Annotated in this window: 25 protein-coding genes; 10 read left to right on the top strand and 15 right to left on the bottom strand. The window is 62.8% G+C overall.

Going from position 1 to position 22,634, the window contains the following annotated elements; translation table 11 throughout:
- Positions 1–72: 72 nt before the first annotated feature.
- From OHD58_RS13740 to OHD58_RS13750, 3 genes are read left to right on the top strand one after another with little or no spacing between them, the layout of a single operon-like run.
- Positions 73–1,362 (top strand): efflux RND transporter periplasmic adaptor subunit, encoded by a 1,290-nt coding sequence (locus OHD58_RS13740; RefSeq protein ID WP_263804228.1) that lies wholly within the window; start codon positions 73–75, stop codon positions 1,360–1,362.
- A gap of 4 nt (positions 1,363–1,366) precedes the next feature.
- Positions 1,367–2,071, top strand: coding sequence for an ABC transporter ATP-binding protein (locus OHD58_RS13745; protein WP_263803926.1), 705 nt, complete (start codon positions 1,367–1,369; stop codon positions 2,069–2,071).
- Entirely contained in the window at positions 2,071–3,279 is a 1,209-nt protein-coding gene (locus tag OHD58_RS13750) for an ABC transporter permease (protein ID WP_263803927.1), read from the top strand. Before OHD58_RS13745 ends, OHD58_RS13750 begins: the two co-directional genes overlap by 1 nt.
- Positions 3,280–3,286: 7 nt before the next feature.
- Here OHD58_RS13750 and OHD58_RS13755 read toward each other — a convergent pair whose 3' ends face one another.
- On the bottom strand, positions 3,287–4,006 hold the full coding sequence (locus OHD58_RS13755; RefSeq protein WP_263803928.1) for an NUDIX hydrolase: 720 nt from the start codon (positions 4,004–4,006) through the stop codon (positions 3,287–3,289).
- A 10-nt stretch (positions 4,007–4,016) separates the two neighbouring features.
- Positions 4,017–5,132 (bottom strand): endonuclease/exonuclease/phosphatase family protein, encoded by a 1,116-nt coding sequence (locus tag OHD58_RS13760; RefSeq protein WP_263803929.1) that lies wholly within the window; start codon positions 5,130–5,132, stop codon positions 4,017–4,019.
- 144 nt (positions 5,133–5,276) lie between these two features.
- Here OHD58_RS13760 and OHD58_RS13765 point away from each other — a divergent pair, with 144 nt between their 5' ends.
- The 3 genes from OHD58_RS13765 (at position 5,277) to OHD58_RS13775 (ending at position 6,873) form a co-directional block, all read left to right on the top strand.
- A complete protein-coding gene (locus tag OHD58_RS13765) occupies positions 5,277–5,687 on the top strand; it encodes a hypothetical protein (RefSeq protein WP_263803930.1) in 411 nt (136 codons plus the stop codon).
- A gap of 202 nt (positions 5,688–5,889) precedes the next feature.
- A complete protein-coding gene (locus tag OHD58_RS13770; RefSeq protein WP_263803931.1) occupies positions 5,890–6,456 on the top strand; it encodes a BA14K family protein in 567 nt (188 codons plus the stop codon).
- 123 nt (positions 6,457–6,579) lie between these two features.
- Complete coding sequence (locus OHD58_RS13775) at positions 6,580–6,873, top strand: PilZ domain-containing protein (protein ID WP_263803932.1); 294 nt, start codon at positions 6,580–6,582, stop codon at positions 6,871–6,873.
- Between the two features lie 22 nt (positions 6,874–6,895).
- Here OHD58_RS13775 and OHD58_RS13780 read toward each other — a convergent pair whose 3' ends face one another.
- The 5 genes from OHD58_RS13780 to OHD58_RS13800 all read right to left on the bottom strand — a co-directional run bounded on the left by OHD58_RS13780 (position 6,896) and on the right by OHD58_RS13800 (position 10,672).
- Positions 6,896–7,186 (bottom strand): PilZ domain-containing protein, encoded by a 291-nt coding sequence (locus OHD58_RS13780; protein ID WP_263803933.1) that lies wholly within the window; start codon positions 7,184–7,186, stop codon positions 6,896–6,898.
- 196 nt (positions 7,187–7,382) lie between these two features.
- On the bottom strand, positions 7,383–7,613 hold the full coding sequence (locus OHD58_RS13785) for a hypothetical protein (RefSeq protein ID WP_263803934.1): 231 nt from the start codon (positions 7,611–7,613) through the stop codon (positions 7,383–7,385).
- 8 nt (positions 7,614–7,621) lie between these two features.
- A complete protein-coding gene (locus OHD58_RS13790) occupies positions 7,622–8,683 on the bottom strand; it encodes a S1 family peptidase (RefSeq protein ID WP_263803936.1) in 1,062 nt (353 codons plus the stop codon).
- Positions 8,684–8,975: 292 nt separating this feature from the next.
- Positions 8,976–9,995: a ketol-acid reductoisomerase gene (gene ilvC / locus OHD58_RS13795; RefSeq protein ID WP_263803937.1), complete on the bottom strand. Its 1,020-nt coding sequence runs from the start codon at positions 9,993–9,995 to the stop codon at positions 8,976–8,978.
- Positions 9,996–10,018: 23 nt separating this feature from the next.
- Positions 10,019–10,672 (bottom strand): TetR/AcrR family transcriptional regulator, encoded by a 654-nt coding sequence (locus OHD58_RS13800; RefSeq protein WP_263803938.1) that lies wholly within the window; start codon positions 10,670–10,672, stop codon positions 10,019–10,021.
- Between the two features lie 366 nt (positions 10,673–11,038).
- On the opposite strand from OHD58_RS13800, the gene OHD58_RS13805 reads away from it, so the two are divergent.
- On the top strand, positions 11,039–11,779 hold the full coding sequence (locus OHD58_RS13805) for a tetratricopeptide repeat protein (protein ID WP_263803939.1): 741 nt from the start codon (positions 11,039–11,041) through the stop codon (positions 11,777–11,779).
- A 20-nt stretch (positions 11,780–11,799) separates the two neighbouring features.
- On the opposite strand, the gene OHD58_RS13810 is transcribed toward OHD58_RS13805, so the two are convergent.
- The 3 genes from OHD58_RS13810 to OHD58_RS13820 all read right to left on the bottom strand — a co-directional run bounded on the left by OHD58_RS13810 (position 11,800) and on the right by OHD58_RS13820 (position 15,916).
- Positions 11,800–13,047, bottom strand: coding sequence for an FAD-dependent oxidoreductase (locus OHD58_RS13810; RefSeq protein ID WP_263803940.1), 1,248 nt, complete (start codon positions 13,045–13,047; stop codon positions 11,800–11,802).
- Positions 13,048–13,145: 98 nt separating this feature from the next.
- Entirely contained in the window at positions 13,146–15,071 is a 1,926-nt protein-coding gene (locus OHD58_RS13815) for a potassium transporter Kup (RefSeq protein WP_318528255.1), read from the bottom strand.
- A gap of 104 nt (positions 15,072–15,175) precedes the next feature.
- Complete coding sequence (locus OHD58_RS13820; RefSeq protein ID WP_263803941.1) at positions 15,176–15,916, bottom strand: pyridoxine 5'-phosphate synthase; 741 nt, start codon at positions 15,914–15,916, stop codon at positions 15,176–15,178.
- A gap of 117 nt (positions 15,917–16,033) precedes the next feature.
- Here OHD58_RS13820 and OHD58_RS13825 point away from each other — a divergent pair, with 117 nt between their 5' ends.
- Together OHD58_RS13825 and OHD58_RS13830 are read left to right on the top strand one after the other, a co-directional pair.
- Positions 16,034–16,441: an STAS/SEC14 domain-containing protein gene (locus OHD58_RS13825; RefSeq protein ID WP_263803942.1), complete on the top strand. Its 408-nt coding sequence runs from the start codon at positions 16,034–16,036 to the stop codon at positions 16,439–16,441.
- A gap of 84 nt (positions 16,442–16,525) precedes the next feature.
- Positions 16,526–17,407: a hypothetical protein gene (locus OHD58_RS13830; RefSeq protein WP_263803943.1), complete on the top strand. Its 882-nt coding sequence runs from the start codon at positions 16,526–16,528 to the stop codon at positions 17,405–17,407.
- A 14-nt stretch (positions 17,408–17,421) separates the two neighbouring features.
- Here OHD58_RS13830 and OHD58_RS13835 read toward each other — a convergent pair whose 3' ends face one another.
- Positions 17,422–18,549, bottom strand: a complete 1,128-nt coding sequence (locus OHD58_RS13835) for an ATP-dependent DNA helicase (RefSeq protein WP_263803944.1) — start codon at positions 18,547–18,549, stop codon at positions 17,422–17,424.
- 396 nt (positions 18,550–18,945) lie between these two features.
- Positions 18,946–20,229 (bottom strand): MFS transporter, encoded by a 1,284-nt coding sequence (locus OHD58_RS13840; RefSeq protein WP_263803946.1) that lies wholly within the window; start codon positions 20,227–20,229, stop codon positions 18,946–18,948.
- Between the two features lie 74 nt (positions 20,230–20,303).
- Between OHD58_RS13840 and OHD58_RS13845 the strand changes: the two genes are divergently transcribed.
- The gene (locus OHD58_RS13845) at positions 20,304–20,912 is read left to right on the top strand and encodes a TetR/AcrR family transcriptional regulator (protein ID WP_263803947.1); all 609 of its coding nucleotides are present in this window, start codon (positions 20,304–20,306) and stop codon (positions 20,910–20,912) included.
- Positions 20,913–20,915: 3 nt separating this feature from the next.
- Here the strand turns inward: OHD58_RS13845 and OHD58_RS13850 are convergent, their stop codons facing one another.
- The 3 genes from OHD58_RS13850 to OHD58_RS13860 are packed head-to-tail and all read right to left on the bottom strand — an operon-like array spanning position 20,916 to position 22,599.
- The gene (locus OHD58_RS13850; protein ID WP_263803948.1) at positions 20,916–21,626 is read right to left on the bottom strand and encodes an RNA polymerase sigma factor; all 711 of its coding nucleotides are present in this window, start codon (positions 21,624–21,626) and stop codon (positions 20,916–20,918) included.
- A gap of 23 nt (positions 21,627–21,649) precedes the next feature.
- Positions 21,650–22,180: a plastocyanin/azurin family copper-binding protein gene (locus OHD58_RS13855; protein WP_263803949.1), complete on the bottom strand. Its 531-nt coding sequence runs from the start codon at positions 22,178–22,180 to the stop codon at positions 21,650–21,652.
- A complete protein-coding gene (locus tag OHD58_RS13860; RefSeq protein ID WP_263803950.1) occupies positions 22,177–22,599 on the bottom strand; it encodes a DUF5602 domain-containing protein in 423 nt (140 codons plus the stop codon). The genes OHD58_RS13855 and OHD58_RS13860 overlap by 4 nt, the downstream gene beginning before the upstream one ends.
- Positions 22,600–22,634 lie beyond the last annotated feature (35 nt).

The following is a 22,634-nucleotide window of genomic DNA, read 5'->3' on the forward strand; positions in this document are numbered from 1 at the left end:
TTTGAATTCCGCTACGATAGGCATGATTTCTGTCGTGAAGGGATTTCTACGGCGTACATATAGGGGTCTACAATCGACCAGATTGTGAAACGGCCGCAAGCCGAGGAAACCGCCGCCATCGAGACAGCCCTGGCGCTCGACAAACATGGTGGAGCACGCAGGAAGCCGCGCCGTTGGCGCTATGCTGTAGCGGTGATCTTTGCCGCTGCCATCGTGGCAGCGGCCTATTCCTGGTTCGGCCAGTCGGCCCCGGAGATCAGGTATACCACCGTCCCGGTGGAAACCGGTGCCTTGACCGTCGAGGTGTCGGCGACCGGCACGCTGCAGCCGCTGACCCAGGTCGACATCTCCAGCGAATTGTCGGGCGTGGTGCGTTCCGTCGCCGTCAACGAAAACCAGAGCGTCAAGAAAGGCGACGTGCTGGCGGTGCTCGATACCACGCGGCTTTCGGCGCAGATCGAGCGCGCCGAGGCCTCCGCCAAGGCTGCCGAGGCCAAGGTCGCCGACACGAAAACCACGCTCAGGGAAACCGACCAGGCGCTGGCGCGCGCCACGCAACTGTCGAGCCGCGGCATGGTTGCCGACCAGGCGCTGGAGACCGCAACCGCGGCGCGCGATCGCGCCGACAGTGCTGTCGCCATGGCCGAGGCCAACCTCGCCATCGCGGTGGCTGAACTGAAGCTGCAGCAGGCCGATCTCGAGAAAAGCACCATCTACGCACCGATCGACGGCATCGTGCTGACCCGTTCGGTCGACCCCGGTCAGACGGTCGCCTCGTCCCTGCAGGCGCCGGTTCTGTTCGTGATCGCGGCCGACCTGCGCAAGATGGAATTGAAGGCGGCGGTCGACGAAGCCGACATCGGCGCCGTCAAGCCGGGCCAGAACTCCTATTTCACCGTCGACGCCTTCCCTGATCGCCGCTTCGACGCCGACATCCGCGACATCGCCTTCGCCTCGGTCACCACCGAAGGCGTCGTCACCTACGATGCCCGGCTCGATGTCGACAATGCCGAGCTTCTGCTACGGCCGGGCATGACGGCGACTGTTGCCGTCATCACCCGCGAGGCGGACGGCATCCTCACCGTGCCGAGCAGCGCTTTCCGCTACCAGCCGGCAACGGCGCGGCAGACCCGCGGCTGGAGCCTGCGCGACCTGTTCATGCCGCGCATGCGCATGGGAGGCCAGCGACAGCGGCCTGCAGCTTCCGATGGAGGTCGGACGCTCTACGTGCTCGATAACGGCGCGCCCAAAGCGGTGCAGGTCAAGACCGGCTCGACCGATGGCGAAAAGGTCGAAATCGTCTCTGGGCTGAAACAGGGCGACCTCGTCATCACCGGTGCCTCGCAGACCGGCGGCGGGTAGTCCGATGCCGGATTCCCCACTGCTTGGCTTCCGGAACGTCTGGAAAACCTATGGCCGCGGCGAAGCCAAGGTCCATGCGCTCGCCGGCGTCGACCTAGCCATCGCCAAGGGCGAGTTCGTGGCGATCATGGGTCCGTCTGGCTCCGGCAAGTCAACCGCGATGAACATCATAGGCTGCCTCGATACGCCGACCGCCGGCGTGTACTCCTTCCAGGGCATCGACGCCGGCCGTCTCGACCGCACCCGCCGTGCCGTGCTGCGCAACCTCTACATCGGCTTCGTCTTCCAGGGCTACAATCTGCTTGCCCGCACCACTGCGGCCGAGAATGTCGAACTGCCTCTCATCTATCGCGGCGTACCGGCGCATGAACGCCGCTCCCGCGCCATGGAAGCGCTGGAGCAGGTCGGGCTGGCAGGCCGCGAGCATCACACGCCGGGCGAGTTGTCGGGCGGCCAGCAGCAGCGCGTAGCGATCGCCCGCGCCATCGTCACGAAACCGGCGCTGCTCGTCGCCGACGAGCCGACCGGCAACCTGGACACCGCGCGCAGCCATGAAATCATGGATCTGCTGACCGAACTCAACAGCGAGCTTGGCCTGACGGTCGTTATGGTCACCCACGAAGCCGACATCGCAGCCTACGCCCAGCGCACCATCGGCTTCCTCGACGGCGATGTCGCCTCGGATACGAGCAGTCTGGAGGCGGCGTGATGTTCCTCGAAACCGTACGCCTGGCGCTCCGCTCCGTCCGCCGCAACGTACTACGCTCGTTCTTGACCCTGCTCGGCATCGTCATCGGCGTCGCCGCCGTCATCGCGATGATCACCATAGGCAGCGGCACCACCGAGAAGGTGAAGAACGACATTTCCAAGCTCGGCAGCAATTTGCTCGTCGTCCGCGCGGCCAGGCCTGACCGGTCAGGCTCGACCTCTTTCACGCCGCGCCAACTCGACGACAAGGATGTCGCGGGACTGGTCAAGGGTCTGGACAACGTCAACGCGGTATCCGCCGCATCCCAGAAGACCGTCCGCGTCGTCTACGGCGCCGAAAACGTAGCAGCGGAGGTCACCGGCACCGACACCGAATATTTCGTGGCCCGCGACTGGGATGTCGCCGAAGGACGGCTTTTCACCGAATCGGAAGTGCGCGGCGGCACCAATGTCTGCGTCATCGGCGAGACGGTGCGCCAGCAATTCTTCGGCGCCGGCGACCCGGACGGGCTGTCGATCCGCGTCAACCGCATGAGTTGCAAGGTCATCGGCGTCCTGCAGACCAAGGGGTTTTCGGGCTTCGGCCAGGACCAGGACAATGTCGTCATGATGCCGCTGCTCACCTATCAGCGGCGCATCGCCGGCGACCGCGACATCGACACGATCTACGTCGCCGCGCGTGATGGCGTATCGACGTCGCTCGTCCAGCAGAACATCGAGACCATCATGCGCGAGACGCGCCGCATCGCTCCTGACGGCGAGGACAATTTTTCGGTGCGCGACATGACGCAGATCGCCGACGCGATGACCAGCGCGACCACCACGATGACCGGTATGTTGGGCGCGGTCGCGGGTGTCAGCCTGCTGGTCGGCGGCATCGGCATCATGAACATCATGCTGGTCTCGGTCACCGAGCGCACGCGCGAGATCGGCATCCGGCTCGCCATCGGCGCTCATGAAAAGCACATTCTCATCCAGTTCCTGGTCGAGGCGACGGTGCTGTCGCTGCTTGGCGGTCTGATCGGCATCGCACTTGGCCTCGGCCTGGCGGGGGCAGCAGCCTACAGCCTGTCGATCCCGTTCGCGCCGAGCATCGCCATCATCCTGCTGGCGGTTGGCTTCTCGGCTTTGATCGGCATGGTTTTCGGCTTCTTCCCCGCCCTGCGCGGCGCGCGCCTCAACCCGATCGACGCATTAAGGCACGAATAGGCCTGGCTCAGCCTGCCGGATTGGCGAAGTGCCAGTTGATGATCGGCATCATGTGCGGCCTGAGCCTGGTCGGCAGGTCGCCGGCATGCCGGATGATCACCGGCTCCTCTATTTCCGGGTCGGGATCGCCCACGACGAAATCGCGGATCTTCGCCGCCACGGTCTCCGCGTCGTCTGTGAGAAAATACCGGCGGAAGATCACCGCGCCGCCCTTCTCCAGCAATGCGTGGGAGTGCGGATCGCGACGAAGGCTGTCGATATCAAGCCCCGTCTCCTCGCGCACCTCACGCGCCATGTTGAAATGCAGGTCGACGAGCCCGTCGCGGAAATCGCTGGGCTCGAACGAGCCGGCGGCGAAATACACCTGGCCGGGATTGGACGTTTTCGGGCCCATGCGGATCGCCACCAGCGCATTGTCGGTCGTCACCAGTGCGGCATGCGCATAGGCGTGTTCGGCAATCGAATAATCGCGGTGCTTGCGCCAGTGCAGAAACGTCGCGAAGCGGATGGCGTGGCAAGTGCCCTCGAGCCTCCGATCCCGATGCGAGAGGCTGGACAAGAGCACCATCCTGCCGTCGAAAACCGCGGGATTGGCCGCTTGTTCGCCGATCCAGTTCTCGTCGATCTCGGCGGCATTCGCCACTTCGAAGGGATGCGGTGCTGGATCGAGGCGCACATCGACGCGATCGATGGGCAGGATGACGTCACGCGGCATGTCGAACGGCAAGATTTCGTCCTCAGGCAATGTCGAGGGTCACGGCGACCGGGCAGTGGTCCGACGCCTTCGGCCGGTCCCAGCCGGCGCGCGGAAACCGTTCCACCTCCTGCCCGGGTGGGAATGGCGTGCGCCACGGTTGCCCGTTGCGGATGATGTCCGGCACCGCCTTTGCATTTTTCTTCGCCAGGGCTTCCGAGACCAGTATGTAGTCGAGTTGGCAGAGATGCCGCTCCTGCGGCCCCCGCGTGTGATAGAGCGTCCAGCGATCGAGTTCGGGCCGCCGTTCGACGACGTTTTCGCAAAAACCTCCCGCCAAAAGCACGTTGAGGCACGACTGCGTCTCGTCGACGACGTCGAAGCCGTATCCGGCCTGCGCATCGCCGCTGATCAAGACGCGCTGCCGGTAATCGTTGAAGTCGCCGCAGATCACCCAGTTTTTCTTTGACGCATGATCCTTGCCGAAGCGGTCCTCGATGATGCGCCGCACCGCCTGCGCCTCGGCGACGCGGATCGGCATCGAGGCGTCGCGGCCCGGCACGCCGTTGCGCGCCGCACCGCCCATCGACTTGAAATGCACCAGATAGAGCGTCAGCGGCCGGCCGGCGATGCGGATATCGATCTCGAGGCAGTCGCGCCGGAATATCCGTTCGAAAGGTTCGTTGCCGAGTTCTGCAAGTTCCGGCGTGTGCAGGCCGAACTCCTCGAATGTGACATGCGCGTGGCTGGTCATGCGCACGAATTCGATCGGCTGGCCGTGATGCGTCTGGTCGCGCATCATGACGGCGACGTCGATGCCGCGGCTGTCGTTGCCGGCGGACGTATATTTGCTGCGGTAGCCCTCGCCCACCATCTTGAACAGATAGCCGTATTCGAACGCCTTCAGCGCCTCGATGTTGTCGACTTCCTGCAGGCAGAGGATGTCGGCGCGCGTTGCAGCGATGGCGAGCGCGGAAAGCTGCCGCGTATCATCCGTATGGGCAATGGCGCGCGCCTGCTCGAGGAGCTTGTACTCCGCCTCGTCCTTGATGGCGAAAAGCGCCAGGCTCCGGTCCTGATTGAGCTGGTTGCGGAAACCGGAAAAATCGAACCGGTTCATCAGATTTTCGACGTTGAAGGTGGCCAGGCGAAGCGACATGGGCGCGAGCTTTGCCCGCAAGCGGAGGCAAAGACAAGCCTGCGCATTCCGGAACTTTTCCGTTCAGGCTCCGTTCATCGCCCGACGACCATTGTGCAGCGCATCCACCGGGCGGCTGGCACAAGGACAATTTGGAGAATGACAATGTTAGCGAAATTGAGCTCTTTGGCACGTTCCGGGTTGATCGCATTGAGCGTGGTCGGCGGCCTGACGGTAACGGCTGTCGCGGGGCCGGCAAGCCCGGCGCCCAATCCGGTTGCCGACACCACGGGCAACGTGATCAGGATCCAGGGCGACGGCAGGTATTCAGACTGCAACCGCGGTGGCGACTGCTGGAACGGCAGGAAGGATCGCCGCTGGAGCCGCGATCATTACCGGCGTGATCGCGACCGGGACTGGCGTGATCGCGACCGGGATTGGCGCGGCCGTCACTGGCGCTCCGATCGCCAATGGGACAACAACCGGTACTGGCGACGGCACCGTGACCGTGACCGCGATCGCCGGCATCACCGCCGCCACAACGATGGTCCGTCGTTCCGCATCTACCTGAACTGACGCGGCGATCAGGATTTCAAAAAGAGAAATGCCGCCGGCCCAGCTCCGGCGGCATTTCTATTGAAGGCCGGCAGTAACGGCCTTCCCAAGCTGCAACTTTTTCGTTCATCCCCCGTTCATCCAGTTAAGCTCATCTTGCGTCCACCTCCATTCGGATCTCGGGCGCGGGGCCCTAATGGTTTTCGACTTCTGGAGAAGAACGATGCTATCGAAACTCAGCTCTTTGGCGCGCTCCGGGCTGCTTGCCTTGGGCGTGATCGGCGGTTTGACGTTTTCCGCAACGGCAGCCCCCACGGGTATCGCCAATAGTCCTGTCCTGGACGGCGCCAGTACTGTCGTCCCTGTCCAGGGCGACGGCAGATATTCCAGCTGCATCCGCAGCGGATCCTGCGTGGGCGGACGCGGCGGACCATTTCTGAATGCCCAGCGCGGCCGTCACTGGAATTCCAACAGCGAGTGGCGCGGCCGTCATTGGGACGGCAATCGCCACTGGCGCGGCGATCGCCGCGACTGGCGGCGCTACAACAGGCGCCACTATCGACCCTACCGGCCCTACTACGGCGGTTCCGGCATCTATTTCGATTTCTCGGTGCCGAGCTATCGTTACTACGAGCCGCGCCGCTATTACGCACCGCGGCGTGTCTACCGCGGCGGCGGCTCGGCCCACGTCCAGTGGTGCTACAACCGCTACCGGTCCTACCGCTCGTGGGACAACACGTATCAGCCCTACAACGGTCCGCGCCGGCAGTGCTGGTCGCCTTACAGCTAACAAGCTCCGCTCCACATGAGTGACGCCAGGGAACAACTCCCCTAGCGTCATTCATTTTTTACCGCGGCGATTTACCAATTCTACCGGTCTTTAAGCTAAGATTCGGCGGCAAGGAAAATCGCCATGGCTTTATCGGAAACGTCCGAACACAGGAAGGATCGCAGGCAGCGCGTGCTCAAGGGCGCGTCGATACTGACCGGCGTCGCCAACTCGGAAGTCAAATGCCTGATCCGCAACATGCATGCGGAAGGCGCGGAGTTGAAAGTCGATCTCGACGCGCGCATACCCGGCGAATTCCTGCTCTATGTGCCGGTCGACGGCATTGCCTACAAGGCGGTGCTGCGCTGGCGCAAGGAGGGGCGCGTCGGCGTGACGTTCGCCGGCACCGAGCCCAAACCCGCCTGGCACTACGGTTAGCGCCGGTTTTTCCGGCCTGTATCTATATAAATTCGACGCCGAGTGCTGTCATCGAGCGCCAGCGCACCCGTGCCGTGCGCGGTTTCTCCTCGCCGGCGATGCGCACCTCGAACATTGAAGGCAGAGACAGGGCTTCGCCGAAACTCAACTTGCCGCCGCCTCCGGATTGATTGCGCATCACCCCTTCAAACGAGCTGAAGCCGTGGTTGAAGCTCAGCACGACACCTTTGAGCACGCGTCTGCGGATGTCGTTGCGGCGATCGGCGAACACCTGCCCGTCGATGCCGATTGAGTTCTCGAGTATCATGTCCATCGTTCACTCCCGCCATCAATAAGATTTGGGAAGCGAAACGCATGCCAACGCCTCATGTCCCTGTATGGGACACCGGCAACCCGTCGAGCATGTCCGAAAGGGGTCGCCCGAAAGTGTCCTCGGTTTCGGGATAACGACATGCATCAAATCAAGGAATCTGAAGCGCGGCGGCCGAATCCTGGCCGGCGCGATGCGCTTAGTAGGCGCGGATAACGCCGACGACATCGACGACCACTTCCAGGCCGTCGAAGGTTTTCGGCAGCTTCTCCGCCTCCTTCTCGCGGGAAACGAAGACGTTGAGCGCGAGATCGTCGCGCTGCGGGTTCAGGCCAATACCCACACCGACCAGTCCGTTGTCGCAGAACTGTTTCTCAAAAGCGCGCTGTATTTCGACAGCTTCTTTCATCGAGTGTTTCGTATCAGCCATTCATGTCCTCAGATCAGCGTCACTCCCAGTTGAGCCGCCACCGATGATATAGGGTTTGCGCCGGTAATTCCAACATTTCCGGCGCCGCCCGACGCCGATCCGGCAAACAGCAGCCCGACCGGACGGCCTTCCTCGTCGACGATGAGCGAGCCGCTGTCGCCTGGCCGGCCAAAGGGTTGAGGTGCGGCATCGGTTTCGATGACGACCTGGCCGTCGAACCGCGCCACCCCCACTCCGACATCGACGAGATAGTTGTTCACGTTGACTGCCAGCACGCGACCGCGCGTATGGCGGGTGGTGCGGCCGGTCTTGAACACCGTCATGCCTGGAACGGCATCGACGAGGACTCCGGGCTGCAGGGTCAGCGCTGCCTCGGGTTCATCCGCACTGCCGTAGAGTGTCGCGCGGTCTTCAGCGCGGCCGTGTTCGATCAGCTTTGCGAATGCAGCGTCCACGCCATTTGGGAAGCCGCCGAACTGGATCGGCACGAAACGCAGCAACTCGGCGATATCGTCCGGGCCGGGCTTGCCGCCGTCGCGTGCTCCAGGCTGCATGATCGTCGTTCCGATGGGGACGCTGTTCACATCGGCAAGCACATGATTGTTCGACAGGATCCCGGTCTCGCCCGTCAGATTGTCGCGGCCGAAACAGCCGAGCGTCCCGGCGTATGGAACCGTGGTCGGCGAGATGCTGCAGCCGAGCCGGATCGGGTCGTTGCGCCCGGTTGTCCACAGCGGCTTCTGGCGCCCGATATAGAGCACTTCCGCCTCGCCTCTTGCGGTCCTGACGATTTCCTCGACCACCGTGCTCTGCAGCTTCTTGCGGTCCTGAACCAGGACCGCAAGCTTCGCCGTATCGCCGTCGCTATCGTCGGTGAGGCCGAGCGCGATATCCTCCACGGCGCGTTTCTTCAGTTTTTTCGGCCGTGCCGATTTCGTCTCCAGCAGCGCCGGATCGACAAACAAACCAGGCAACACCTCCCCGGTCCCCGCCAGTCCGGGCAATTCGATGAACTCAAAGATAGTCTGAAAAATACGGGCCTGAAGCTCAAGCGCGGAATCTCGTCTCATGTCATTCCTCCAACGTGCCCCGCCAGAGAATCGTCACTCTAGCTCAAAATCAGAGGGTGTGGATTGAACGGCTGGACGAAGGCCCATCGGGGAGCCCGCACCCATAAATACCGGCTCAAAACCGCTCATTCGCGCTGTGATTCCGCGCAGTGAGGCGGTCAAGGACACGTGGATAGATCAGAGCAAAAAAATTTGCGGAATGAGCAACAGAGGCCCTCAAGCTTCTCCCATCAAGGAAAAGGCCGGCGAGTTTCCCCGCCGGCCTTCGTACATTGACTGGAATATCGAAGCGTCAGTTCTTCGCCTTGTCGACCAACTGGTTCTTGGCGATCCACGGCATCATTGCGCGCAGCTTGGCGCCGACTTCCTCGATCTGGTGGCTGTCGTTGTTGCGGCGGATGCCCTTGAAGCGCGACATGCCGGCACGGTATTCCTGCATCCATTCCGACGTGAACTTGCCGGTCTGGATGTCCTTCAGCACGCGCTTCATCTCTGCCTTGGTCTCAGCGGTGATGATGCGCGGACCCGACACGTACTCGCCCCACTCGGCGGTGTTCGAGATCGAGTAGTTCATGTTGGCGATGCCGCCTTCATAGATCAGGTCGACGATCAGCTTGACCTCGTGCAGGCACTCGAAATAGGCCATTTCGGGCGCGTAGCCGGCTTCCACCAGCGTCTCGAAGCCGGCACGGATCAGCTCGACCAGACCGCCGCAGAGCACGACCTGCTCACCGAACAGGTCGGTCTCGCACTCTTCCTTGAAGTTGGTCTCGATGATGCCCGAGCGGCCGCCGCCGACGCCGCAGGCGTAGCTCAGGCCGAGGTCGAGCGCGTTGCCCGACGCGTCCTGGTGGACGGCGACCAGGCATGGCACGCCGCCGCCCTTCTGGTATTCGCCGCGCACGGTGTGACCAGGCCCCTTCGGCGCCACCATCAGCACGTCGACGGAAGCCTTCGGCTCGATCAGGCCGAAATGCACGTTCAGGCCGTGCGCAAAGGCGATCGCCGCGCCGTCGCGGATATTCGGCGCGATCTCGCCCTTGTATATGTCGGCCTGCAGTTCGTCCGGCGTTGCCATCATCATCAGGTCGGCCCATTTGGCCGCGTCCGCCACCGACATGACCTTGAGCCCGTCGGCCTCGACCTTCTTGGCGGTCGCCGAACCGGCCTTCAGCCCGATGGCGATATCCTTGACGCCCGACTCCTTCAGGTTGAGCGCATGCGCCCTGCCCTGGCTGCCGTAGCCGATGATGGCAACCTTCTTGCCTTTGATAAGATTGAGATCGGCATCCCGATCGTAATAGACGCGCATGTCGTGTTTCCTTCCTTTTGCCGTCAGTGGCCGTTGTTTGCCGGCCGGTTTTGCGCCCCGTGAAGGGCAAGAAACTGCTGTGTCGCCTGGGCGGAATCCCGCGCAATCGCCGCAGCGGTGAGTTTGAGCCGGTCGCCGAGCAGCAGCCGGATCTGCACGTCGCGGGCAACCAGCCCGAAAAAGATGCGAAACGTCTCTTCGGTATCGTCGAAGACAAGAAGCCCGGCGTCGCGTCCGGCTTCGAGCACCGGCTTCAGCCGGCGTCCCATTTCGAAACGGCCGTTTTCCAGGACGATGGCGCCGAGATCATCCTTGCCGGAGCCCGCATGGCTCACCGCAACCCGGTTGAGCGCGATCGACGTCTCGCTGGAAATCACCGTCAGCCAGTTGGAAGCGAATTGCTCGAGGCTGGCCGTCAGCGAGGCCAGATTCAGCCGCGCCCGGTCGACAGGCTCGACGCGCACCTTCGACGCCTGCCACCGCACGGTCGCCGTCAACAGGCCGTCGCGGTCGCCGAACCATTTGTAGAGCGTTTCCTTGGAACAACTGGCACGGCGGGCGACGGCGGTCATGGTCAGCGCATCGCCCTCCTCGACCAGCAGACGCAACGCGGCATCGAGCACATCCTGCTGACGCGCTGTCAAATCCCCGCTGCTGGTTTCCGCTGCAGTTTGCACTTGAACCGTACCGTACGTTACGGTTCGGCTTATGGCGTACTCCCGATGGTTTGGCAAGCGATCAATTGATGCCTGCCCACGCGGCTGGCTTCCAACCGATCGGCTTGAACGTCTACCAACGTTGGCGAAAACCAAGGCTGCCTGGAATTGCAGGCATGCGGAATTTTTTCGCGATCGTGGCCACCAGACGGTCGCGGATGAACGGCAGCGTTCGCGAAAACCCGACTGGTGGAACGGCATGAAGTATTGGTGACGGAAGAGCAGAGTTTATTTCGTCACGACAGGAACCAGGCACATCATAACTTCTCTCACTTTCAAAGAGCGAGAAATTTGATAGACTAAATTCAAAGCAACAGGATCAAGCGCATGACGCGCTGCTTCAAGATCATTGGCACTATTGCAACAGTCTTACTTCTGTTTGGCAACGCCGCGTTTGCTCAGACGTCGGCTACCGACAAATTTCTGTTTGAGGAAATGCTGAAGCTGGCTTCCAAGGGAGAACCTGAAGCCGAATACCATCTCGGCATGTTTTTCAACAACGGCATCGGCACGGCGGCCGATCCCGGCGAGGCGTTCCAATGGTTCAAGAAGTCTGCCGCGGCAGGCGATCCGCTCGGTGCCTATAAGCTCGGCTGCTATTACGCTGGCCAATTTGCCGGTGTCGTGGACATCGACCAGGACATGGCGCTGAAATACAAACTGGTTGCAGCCGAAGAAGGTTATGATCTAGCCCAGTCGGATGTCGCGAGACATCACTACGCTTCGAAGAATTACCCGGAAGCCATTCGTTGGCTGACAGAAGCAGCGAAACAAGGCGACCCAGGCTCCATGTACCGTTTGAGCGGTTTATACGCTCAGGGCCAGATAGTCCCAAACGACCTCGTCAAAAGCTACCTTTACCTCGATGCGATGAGGCATCTGCCCGAGATCGGCTCCGCCCCACAGATCGCCGATGCGTTTGCGATGCTGACAAAGAGCATGAGCGAGACTGAACTCGCTGCCGCGAAAAAGAACGAAGCGCTTGCCATCGAGCCGACTGCGCTGACATTGAAGGCCCGAAACGGACTTACACAAGCCAAGTTTTACCTGGCTGAAAATATGCAATAGCCGGTCGATTCAGACCTGCTTCAGGTTTCCGCCGTCGCCCTTTCATTCCAATCCACTTCCCTCAGCCCAATCGGCCCGAACGGATCGACAAGCGTTCCCGAAACCATCGCGGCCAGGAACTGCGGCGCCGGCGGGATTTTTGCCACGGTCGCCACGAGGCGGTCGCGGATGAACGGCAGAGTTCGCGAATCCGACTGGTAGAACGGCGTGAATGCGAACGACAGCGCCTGGAAGAAGCGGATATGCAGGCGCCGCATGCGCACATAAGCCGATAACGCCGTCTCCACGTCCCCGGTCGTTTCGACGGCATGCGCCAAGGCCCGCGCATCGAGCAGCGCCATGTTGGCGCCTTGGCCGAGCTGCGGACTGGTCGAGTGCGACGCATCGCCGATCACCGCCAGCCGCCTGCCCGCGGGCGTTGCCAGCGTGTGGTGACCGTAGCGGGCAAGCGTCAGCTGGTCGAAATCCTTTATCTGCTCGACATAAGGCGCGCATTCCGGCCACAGCCCGGTCACGCGCTCCTTCCATGCGCCAAGTCCGGCAGTGCGCATCCTGTTCGCATCATCCGGCTTAAGGCTCCAGAAGAACGCCGCCATCGGCGCTCCGCCGGCTTGCGCGCGGCCGATCGGCAGCACGCCGATCATCACGCTCGCCCTCCGATAGCGTTGCAGCAGCGCGTGCTCGTCGAACCCCTCGCCGCGCCAGCCGAGCGAAGCCCAGAATGCTCCATAGGGCAGCGGCCGAGGCTCGCGCGAATTTTGGGCGTATTGTTTCAGCTTCGAACGCGAACCGGTCGCGTCAACCACCAGATCGAAGCCACCGAAGGCCTTGCCGCCAACCGCAACCAAGCGTGCTTTCTCGCTCGAATTGTCGATTGTTTCCAACTCGGCGCCGGTCTCGACGGCGATCCCCTCGCCCAGCGCGGCGCGGTAGAGTACGCCGAAAAGTGCCGCGCGATGCACGGCCAGCCCGAAGCGGCCGCCGCGCAGTGCGGAATAGCGTACGTCGAGGACGGTTCGCCCGGTTGCGGCGTCAGCGCCGTAGAGCCGTTCGATGCGGCTTCCCAACGGCAGGATTGCGGAAAGCAGGCCGAGATCATCGAGAATGGTCAGCCCGGTAGGCTGCAGGATGAGGCCGGAGCCAACCGGTGCGGGCTGTTCGAAGCGTTCGAACACCCGGACCTTGTGGCCGGCTCGCTTGAGATAGAGCGCTGCCGCCAGCCCGGCTGGACCGGCTCCGGCGATAGCGATGTCGAGAGTTTTGCCCATCGGCCCCGCCGCACTGATCCTGGCCAGACCATCGGCCGGCGATCTGGCCAAAGCAAGCTGCCGAGCCCGCCATTTCGTCGCAGTTCGCTAAGCCTCGGTCAGACGGTGACCTGGGTGCCGACCTCGACCACGCGCCCGGTCGGAATCTGGAAATATTCGGTGGCGTCGGCCGCCGTTCGCGCCAGCCCGATGAACAGCCGGTCCTGCCACAGCGGCATTCCGGAATTCGGCGACGCCTTCAGCGAACGCCGCGACAGGAAGAAAGAGGTCGTCATGATGTCGAACTTCCACCCCTGCTTTCGGCATATCGCCATCGCCTTCGGGATGTTCGGCTGTTCCATGTAGCCGAAGGTCATCGTGACCCGCAGGAACAGGTCGTTGATCGGCTCCATCTTGACCCGGTCGTTCTCCGAAACCGTCGGCTCCGGCGCGGTGACCACAGACAGGATGACGTTCTGCTCGTGCAGCACCTTGTAGTGCTTCAGGCTGTGCATGAGCGCAGTCGGCGCGCTCGCCGGGTCGCTGGTCAGGAACACGGCGGTACCGGGCACCAGCTGCGGCGGCTTCTTCTTCAGCTGCTCGGTGAGGAAGTCGAGCGGAATCTCGTTCTTGCGGGTTTTTTCGAAAAGCATGCGGCTGCCCCGCACCCAGGTCATCATGACGAGACCCATGATCGCGGCAACCATGATCGACACCCAGCCGCCGTCGACTATCTTCACCGCATTGGCGAGGAAGAAGCCGGTATCGATGACGCCGAACAGCAGCGCCAGCGAAAGAGCAGCCGCGAGGCTCCATTTCCAGCGCCACAGCATGACGACGAAGAGCAGGATGGTGGTGACCAGCATCTCGCCGGTGACCGAGATGCCGTAGGCGGAAGCGAGCGAACTGGATTCGCCGAAGCCGACGACCAAAAGCATGACGCCCAGGGCCAGCAAGAGGTTGACGCGCGGCATGTAGATCTGCCCGGACTGCATTTCCGAGGTGTGCTGGATCTCGAAGCGCGGCAGGATCGACAGCTGCACCGCTTGCCGGGTCAGCGAATAGGCGCCGGAAATCACCGCCTGGCTGGCGATCACGGTGGCGGCGGTCGCCAGCACCACCATCGGCAGCAGCGCCCATTCCGGCAGCATCTCGAAGAACGGATTGTGCGGCGTGCCGCCATGCGCCATGACGAAGGCGCCCTGGCCAAAGTAATTGAGCAGGAGGCAGGGAAACACGATGGCCAGCCAGGCAAGTACGATCGGCCGGCGGCCGAAATGGCCGAGATCGACATAAAGCGCCTCGGCGCCCGTCACCGCCAAAAAAACCGCGCCGATAGTAACGAAGGCAACATCGGTCTGGGTGATGAGATAGACGATTGCATAGTAGGGATTGACGGCAAAAAGCACCGTCGGGTCGTCGGCGATATGGGAAAGGCCGGCCAGCCCGATGACCAAGAACCACAGCGCGGTGACCGGGCCGAAGACATTGGCCACCTTACCGGTGCCGAAACGCTGCACCGAGAACAATACCGCCAGGATGACCAGCGTGATCGGCACCACATAGGGATCGAAGGCCGGCGTCACGACTTTCAGTCCCTCGACCGCCGAAAGCACGGAAATCGCCGGCGTGATGATCGCATCGCCGAAAAACAGCGCGGCGCCGCAGATGCCGATGGCAAGGATAGCGCCCGAAGCACGCGGATAGGCGCTGCGCGCCAATGCCATCAGCGACAGGGTGCCGCCTTCGCCACGATTGTCGGCGCGCAGCACGAAGACGACGTATTTGATGGTGACGATCACCGTCAGCGCCCAGACGATCAGCGACAGGACGCCCAGCACATCGGCGCGCGAGGCGACGCCTCCCTCTGCCGTTGTGTGCAAGGCTTCACGGAACGCATAGATCGGGCTGGTGCCGATATCGCCAAAAACGACGCCGAGCGCGCCGAGCATCAGAATCGATAGGCTGCTTTGATGGCGAGGCGAATCCTGGACTGCCGGTTGCGCGCTGGGTTCAGCGCGGCCGCCCGCATCGGCATTAGCCATTTAAAACTACTCCATCCAGAACTGGCGGGCTGCGATAGTCCTGTTGCAACGCAAAAGCAATCGTTTCGTTGCCGCAATCGCCGTGCCGCAAGCTGGCATTTGGCTTACCAGCCGCAGGCTTTCAGGAACCGGCGTACGGTTTGAGGCATCCCATATTCCAGGGCGTCCGCTGTCAAGCCATGGCCGATCGATACTTCAGCGAGCCTTGGGATCCGCTTTGTCAATGCAGGCAAGTTGGCGACGGTGAGGTCGTGGCCGGCATTGACCGAAAGCCCGGCGGCCAATGCGGCATCCGCCGTTTTCCCGAGCCTTTCCAGTTCCTTGTCGGCGCCTGTTGAATCGTCGTGGAAGGAGCCGTACGGGCCTGTGTAGAGTTCCACCCGGTCCGCGCCGGTATCCGCGGCGGCTGTGACGGATGCCGGATCGGGGTCGGCAAACAGCGAGACGCGGAACCCGCCCTTCTTCAATCTCTTGACGACCGGTGTCAGAAAATTTGATTGGCCGGAGAAATCCCAGCCGTGGTCGGAGGTCGCCTGCGCAGGGTCGTCGGGCACCAGCGTCACCTGTTCGGGCTGGTTCTTCTCCACAAGGCGCAGAAAGTCTTCCGTAGGGTAACCCTCGATGTTGAACTCGGCGTCCGGAAATTCGTCATCAATGAGCGCCCGGATTTCCGGCAGGTCGGAATGCCGCGTATGCCGCTCGTCGGGGCGCGGGTGCACCGTCAGCCCGTGCGCACCGGCCGCCAGCGCCAGCCGGCCAATGCCGGTGACGCTCGGCCACGGCAGGTCGCGCCGGTTGCGCAGCATGGCGATGGCATTGAGGTTCACGGAAAGCTTGGCGGGCATGGCTAAGACCTGACGACGAATGGAACTGACGCAGGTATAATGCCTTTGTCGGGAACGGATAGCGGGATTTGTTTGTTCCAGTCTCTGTACCCGTGCAACGAACCATAGAGACAAGGCATGACCGCAATCGATCCTCTGCCCGCAATTCGCCGCATCGATACCGACCGCGACGATCTGTGTGCGCTGGAAGTAGCCGGGCATTTTACGTCGAACGACCTCGAAAACGCCTATGGGCTGCTCGAAGGAGCCTATGCGATGCACGACAAGGTCGACCTTCTGGTCCGCATCAAGGATTATGACGGCTTCGACTGGGGTGCCGTGTTCGACGAATCGACCATTCGCGGAAAGGCGCAGGCGCTCCGCCACATCCGCAATTATGCCGTCGTCGGCGGTCCCGGATGGATGCGTGCAGTACTGGCGGTTTTCGGTCCGCTGACCTCGATCAGGACCAGGCATTTTGACATTGCCGAGGAATCCAAGGCATGGGAGTGGATCGGCGGCAAGGAAAAGCCGCTAAAAACCTGATCGGTCGGCGGCGCTTTCCTCCCGGTCACACCCTCGACACAGGACTTGGCCAGAAATGCCGCGCATGCCATTTCGAACGGATTCATGACCGCACGTCCCAGTCTGCGCATCACCGACATTCTTTCCAATCCCGGTGACCCCTCCCGCGTCAACGAAGATGCGGCGGGTGGCAACCGTCTTTGCGCCTTCGTCATCGACGGCGCCACCGGGCTTGGCACCAAAAGCATCGTCGGCCTCGAAGGCTCCGACGCCGCCTGGCTTGCCCGCCTCGCCAAGACTTTCTTCGAGCAGAAGGTGGTAGCCGGCCGCTCGATGGAAGATATCGTGCGTACCCTCAACAAGCAGGTCGGCACGGTCGTCCAGGATTCCTCGGCGGGGTTGCCGATCGCCGCCTGGAACTTGCCGGTAGCGGGCTTCCAGATGGTCCGGGTCGAGGATGACGCGTTGATGACCTACGGCCTGGGCGACTGCCGCCTTTTCCTGGCCGGCGCCGACGGCGCTATTGTCGACACAAGCGCCATCAAGGGCAGCTACGCCGCTGAACGCGAAGGCGCCCGGCGGGCGATTGCCCATGCTGGCGGTCTCGCCGCCATCAAGGCGCTCAGCGACGATCCGGCTGTACGCGAGGAACTGCGCCGCCACCGCGCCACCTACAACCGTCCCGAGGGTTCGGTGTGGACACTCGGCACCGAACCGGCGGCGGCAAAACACCTTGCCAGCGAGCCGCTCTCCGTCCGGCTGCCAGCGACCGGCCTCTTGTGCAGCGACGGCTTCGCTGCGCTTTGCGACCAGTACGGCCGCTACGATCCGGCCGGCCTCGTCGCGAGGGCCAAGGCCGACGGCCTCAAGGCGCTGCTCAAGGAATTGCGGCAGGTCGAACGCGACGAAGATCCGGACGGAAAGCTCTATCCCCGCTTCAAAGTCAGCGACGACGCCACCGCGGTGCTGTTCGAGATCGTGGCGTAGTCTGGCGTAGTCTGCTAGCGCACGACCGTCAGCCGCTCAGCCGCCCGTGTAATCGCCGTATAAAGCCAGCGCTGGCGGGTTTCCTTGAACGCCCAGCTTTCGTCGAACAGCACGATGTCGTTCCACTGCGAGCCCTGCGCCTTGTGCACGGTCAGCGCGTAGCCGTAGTCGAAATCGTCGAAACGCTTCTTCTGGTTCCAGGGAATATCGGCATCCGGATCCTCGAAAGCCGCCTTCAGCAACTTGATCTTGGCGACACCGCGGTCGGGATCGTCCTCTTCGGGCGAAACGAGCAGGTTGATGCCGGGCTTCACCGTCTCGCGCGACGAGGTCATCACCTTCCACAGCGAGCCGTTGAGCAATCCCTTCGACGGATCGTTGCGCAGGCAAACCAGCTTGTCGCCGGCTTGCGGGTAATCCGCTGTGAAGCCTTTCAGTTCGCGCAGGCGCTGATTGTAGCGCCGCCGTGTCCGGTTGGTGCCGACCAATACCTGATCGGCCTTTAGCACCAGGTCCTGGGTGACGTCTTCCTTGCCGATCACCTGCGCGGTGCCGAAATCGCCGCGCATGAATTCGCGGCCCTCGCGCACGTCGAGTGCCAGCCGGATGATCGGATTGTCGCGCGCCTGGCGATGGATTTCGGTGAGCAGGAAATCCGGCTCGTGCTCGGTGAAGAAGCCGCCGCCCGAGATCGGCGGCAGCTGCGCCGGGTCGCCAAGCACCAGGATCGGCGTGCCGAAGGTCAGGAGATCGCGGCCAAGCTGTTCGTCCACCATCGAGCATTCGTCGATGATGACCAGCTTGGCCCGCGCGATCGGGCTTTGCCGGTTGAGCGAGAACGTCGGCGACATCGACGTCTTGCCGGTCGCCTCGTCGGCCACCGCCTCTTCGCCGCGTGGCCGGTAGATCAGCGAGTGGATGGTGCGGGCGTTCACCGCGCCCTTGGAGCGCAGCACTTGCGCGGCCTTGCCGGTGAAGGCGGCAAACTGCACCTGTCCGTCGACGTGTTCGGCGAAATAACGGGCGAGCGTCGTCTTGCCGGTACCGGCATAACCGAACAGGCGGAATATCTGCGGCCGGCCGTCCTTCAGCCAGCGCGCCACGGCCTTCAGCGCGTCGTCCTGCTGCGGAGAGAGTTCCATGTATGTGTGAGACAGGATTCGCGGCGCAAGGGCAAGATGTCACTGGAACCGGGGGCTCCATCGTAACCCGGTTGCCGCGCTCACCAGCCAAGCAGAGGTGAAACAAAATTTGCACGCCTTCCCAGTATCGCCAGGGTCGGCTGATAGTCTACACTATCAACCGTCCTAATTTTTTCTGGCTAGGCAGAGGATAATCTGAACATGAGTCCAGGCAAGTCCGCGATCGTGAGTGCGGTTGGTGTGGTATTGATGGCATACCTCATTTTTTCCGCAAGCGAATCTCCAAGTCCGGCGCTCGCCACCCTTCAATACATACTGTTGGCAGCGGGACTTGTTGGCTTGATTGGCTCTCTGGCCAAGATCGGCCGCCGACCCGAGGCATAGCCGGCTCCGCCGTCAAGCCGGTTGCGGCTCGCTAGCCTCGTCGCGCGGCTTTGACGGCTCGATCAGCATCGACAGCGCCGCGGCCGCGATCGCCGTCATGCCGGCGATCTGGAACGCCAGTTCGTAGTTGCCCTGATATTCGCGCATGAAGCCGCCGAAGAAGGCCGCCGTTGCCGCACCCACCTGGTGGCCGGCGACGATCCAGCCGAAAACCAGAGGGCCGCTGCGGTCGCCGAAGGCCTCGTTGGAAAGGCGCAGCGTCGGCGGCACCGTGGCGATCCAGTCGAGCCCGTAGAGCACGGCGAAGATGGTCAGCGCCGCTACCGAGAAGCCTGAATACGGCAGGTAGATCAGCGACAGGCCGCGTATTGCATAATAAACGCCAAGCAGCTTGCGTGGATCGAAGCGGTCGGTGAGCCAGCCCGACAGCGTGGTGCCGATGAGGTCGAAGATGCCCATCACGGCGAGCAGCCCGGCCGCCTGAACTTCGGCGATGCCCATGTCGCCGCAGAAGGCGATGAGATGCGTGCCGACAAGCCCGTTGGTGGTGAAGCCGCAAATGAAGAAGGTCGCGAACAGGTACCAGAAGACGCGGGTCCTGGCCGCGTCGCGCAAGGTGACCAGCGTCAGCGTCAGGAAATTGCCGGGCACAGCGACTGCCTCCGGCTCCGGCCCGTCGGCGCCGTAGCGCGTCAGCCCTATCGAGGACGGCCGCTCCGGCACCAGCAGCCACACCAGGGGCAAGAGTGCCGCGGTGGCGATGGAGACGGCGATCACCACCGGCTTCCAGCCACCCCATTGCGACAGCATGGCAAGCAGCGGCAGGAAAACGAGCAGGCCGGTCGCCGCACTCGCAGACATCAGGCCCATCATCAGGCCGCGGTTGGTCTTGAACCAGCGGTTGACGATTGTGGCGCCAAGCACCGTCGCCACGGCGCCGGAACCAATGCCCGACATCACGCCCCAGGTGGCGATCAGCTGCCATGGCTCCGTCATCAGCAGGCTGAGCGCCGTCGATACCGACATGATTGCAAGCGCCGCCAGCAACGTCCGCCGGAGCCCGATCCGGTCCATGAGCGCCGCCGAAAACGGCCCGGCCAGTCCATAGATGAAGATGCCGACCGCCGCCGCCAGCGAAATGACATCGCGGCGCCAGCCGAACGCGTCCTCGAGCGGCACCATCATCACCGACATCGAGGAGCGGAGGCCGGCAGCGATCAGCAGGCAGAAAAATATCACGCCGACGACGACAAAAGCGTAGCGCTGGCCGAACGGTCGAATTTTGGCTATTGTCATGTTACCAACCGGTACGTATCTTCAGTTGACCGCTTGTACGTACCGGTCAGTAACATTGTCAAGAGACATTCGAGATGAACGACAGAAAATCCGCATCCGTCGAAACCGAAGCCGCCACCCCGCGCGCTGCCGACCGCATCCTCGATGTTGCCCGTGACCTGTTCTATCGCGAGGGCATCCGCGCCATCGGTGTCGATGAGATCGTCCGCCGGGCGGGAGTCACCAAACCGAGCCTCTACCGCAGCTTTTCCTCCAAGGACGAACTCGCGGCATCCTACCTCAAGGTTTATGAGGCGGAATTCTGGGCGCGCTTCGACGAAGCTGTCGCCGCGCATCCCGGCGATCCTCGCCGGCAGATCGTTGCATTCCTCGGTGGCGTCGGCGAGCGCGCCGATGTCGAAGGCTACCGCGGCTGCGGCATGACCAATGCCGCCGTCGAATATCCGGAAGGCGACCACCCTGCCCGGCTGGTCAGCGAGAACAACAAGATCGAGTTGCGCCGCCGCCTGCGCCGGATGGCGGCCGATATGGGTGCGGCCGACCCCGACACGCTGGGCGACGGCCTGCTGCTCCTGATCGAAGGCGTCTACATTAGCGGCCAACTGTTTGGCGCCGGCGGCCCCGCGGCATCGGTGGCGAAGAACGCCGACCTTCTGATCGCCGCAAGCCTCGCGGCCAGATAGGCGTCACCGCGCTCCGGTATCGCGGAGCCTGGCGACAACCCGGTCGGCCATTCGGTCGCAGCGCGCGCCGTCGAACGGAAACAATCCCGAAAAAGTCGGCGACAACCGCTTCTCGATCGCGGCGCGCATCAAGCGGCGCGCCCGGTGCAACCTCGTTTTGACCGTTTCCGGCTTCAATGAAAGCTGGCTGGCGGTTTCTTCGGTGCTCATGTCCTCGATGTCGCGCAGCATGAAGACGATGCGGAAATCCTCGGGGAGGTCGTCGACGGCCTTTTCGAGGAACTCGCGAATTTGCTTGCGCGCGAGTTCGGCATCGCTCGCAACAGGAGCCGTGAACGTCGGAAACATGATCACCCCGCCTCCACTCGGATCCGTGTTGAGAGCATCCAATTTTTCAAATTCGGTCGTCGGGCGCTTGCGCCGCGTCCGCCCCAGCGCCTCGTTGAGAGCAATGCGGATGAGCCATGTCGAGAACAGGGAATCGCCGCGAAAGGAATTGAGCCGGGTGAAGGCACGGACATAGGTCTCCTGCACGATATCCTCTGCCTCGGCATCGTCGCGCACCACCGATCGTGCCACCCGGAACAGCCGCTGGTTGTTGCGCTTGATGAGCGCGCGAATGGCACCCTCTTCACCCCGCCGGGCAAGTTCGACCAGTTCTTCATCGCCATGTCCGCCAACCTTGGCTTCATCCCGAGTGGTTGCCACATGCATGTTCGCGTTCCTTTCCCGGACAATCACCGGCGATGCACGGCGCCGTTGGCAACGATCTCCTCGATCGACGGAAATCCGCTCAGCGCGACGTCAGGCAATGGCGTCAGGCCCGGTTCGGCCGTTCCGGAGACCGCCTCGACGGCTGGGGGCGAACCTACCACGATCCGCCCGACCATGCCGGCATGCTCGTGTGGCACGCAATAATAGTCGTATACGCCGGCCGTGGTGAGCATCACCGAGAACGATTCTCCCGGCAGCAGATAATCCGAATCCCACGGTTTTGCCCCTACCGGGATGCGCAGCGGACGCTCGAAAATCGCCGGATGATAGGCCGTCACCGTGTGCGAATTTCCCGGATCGCGGTTGGTCCAGCGGATCGTCTGGCCGGGCTCGACGTGAATGCCGAAAGGGTCGAACCAGACATGCGAGCCGTTTGCCTTTCCCAGCATGGTGATCTCGACCGCATCGGCGGCCGCCCCCGCCGCCGGCCATGGCAGCAAGGCGGCGAGGATACCCCCGCCGGCCTCAATCACGCGCCGGCGCGTCATGATCATTGGGCGACACGCGCCTCGTCGGCCTTCGAGACATGCCACAGCACCACATGGGCATGCGGTTCCTCCACGCCCGGATGGCCCGCGTTGTAGTAGACGTCGACGTGGTCGACATTGCCGCCGGGCGCCGCCAGATCGTCGAAACTCTTGTCGGGATTGAGATCCTTGATCGGCAGCATGTAGATGGTGCTGACCAGCGCGCCGTCATGGTCGTAAGCCAGGAACGGCCCTGCGGGCAGGCTCGCGGGATCGACGAAAAGCTGCCCCATCCCCGGCAGGAAGTCGGGCAGCTTGACCAGGCCGCTGACCGCCTTGAACGCCCCGGCAGGCGGAGATTTCGCCACTTCGGCGGGAACGTCATGCGCCAGGACCGGCAAGGATCCGCCAAGCAGGGCGGCCAGAGCGAGGGGAAAGAGTTTCATGGGAACATCTCCTTGGCTGGATGCCTCCGCACATT

This window comes from Mesorhizobium sp. ZC-5 (assembly GCF_025753855.1).
Lineage (GTDB): Bacteria > Pseudomonadota > Alphaproteobacteria > Rhizobiales > Rhizobiaceae > Neomesorhizobium.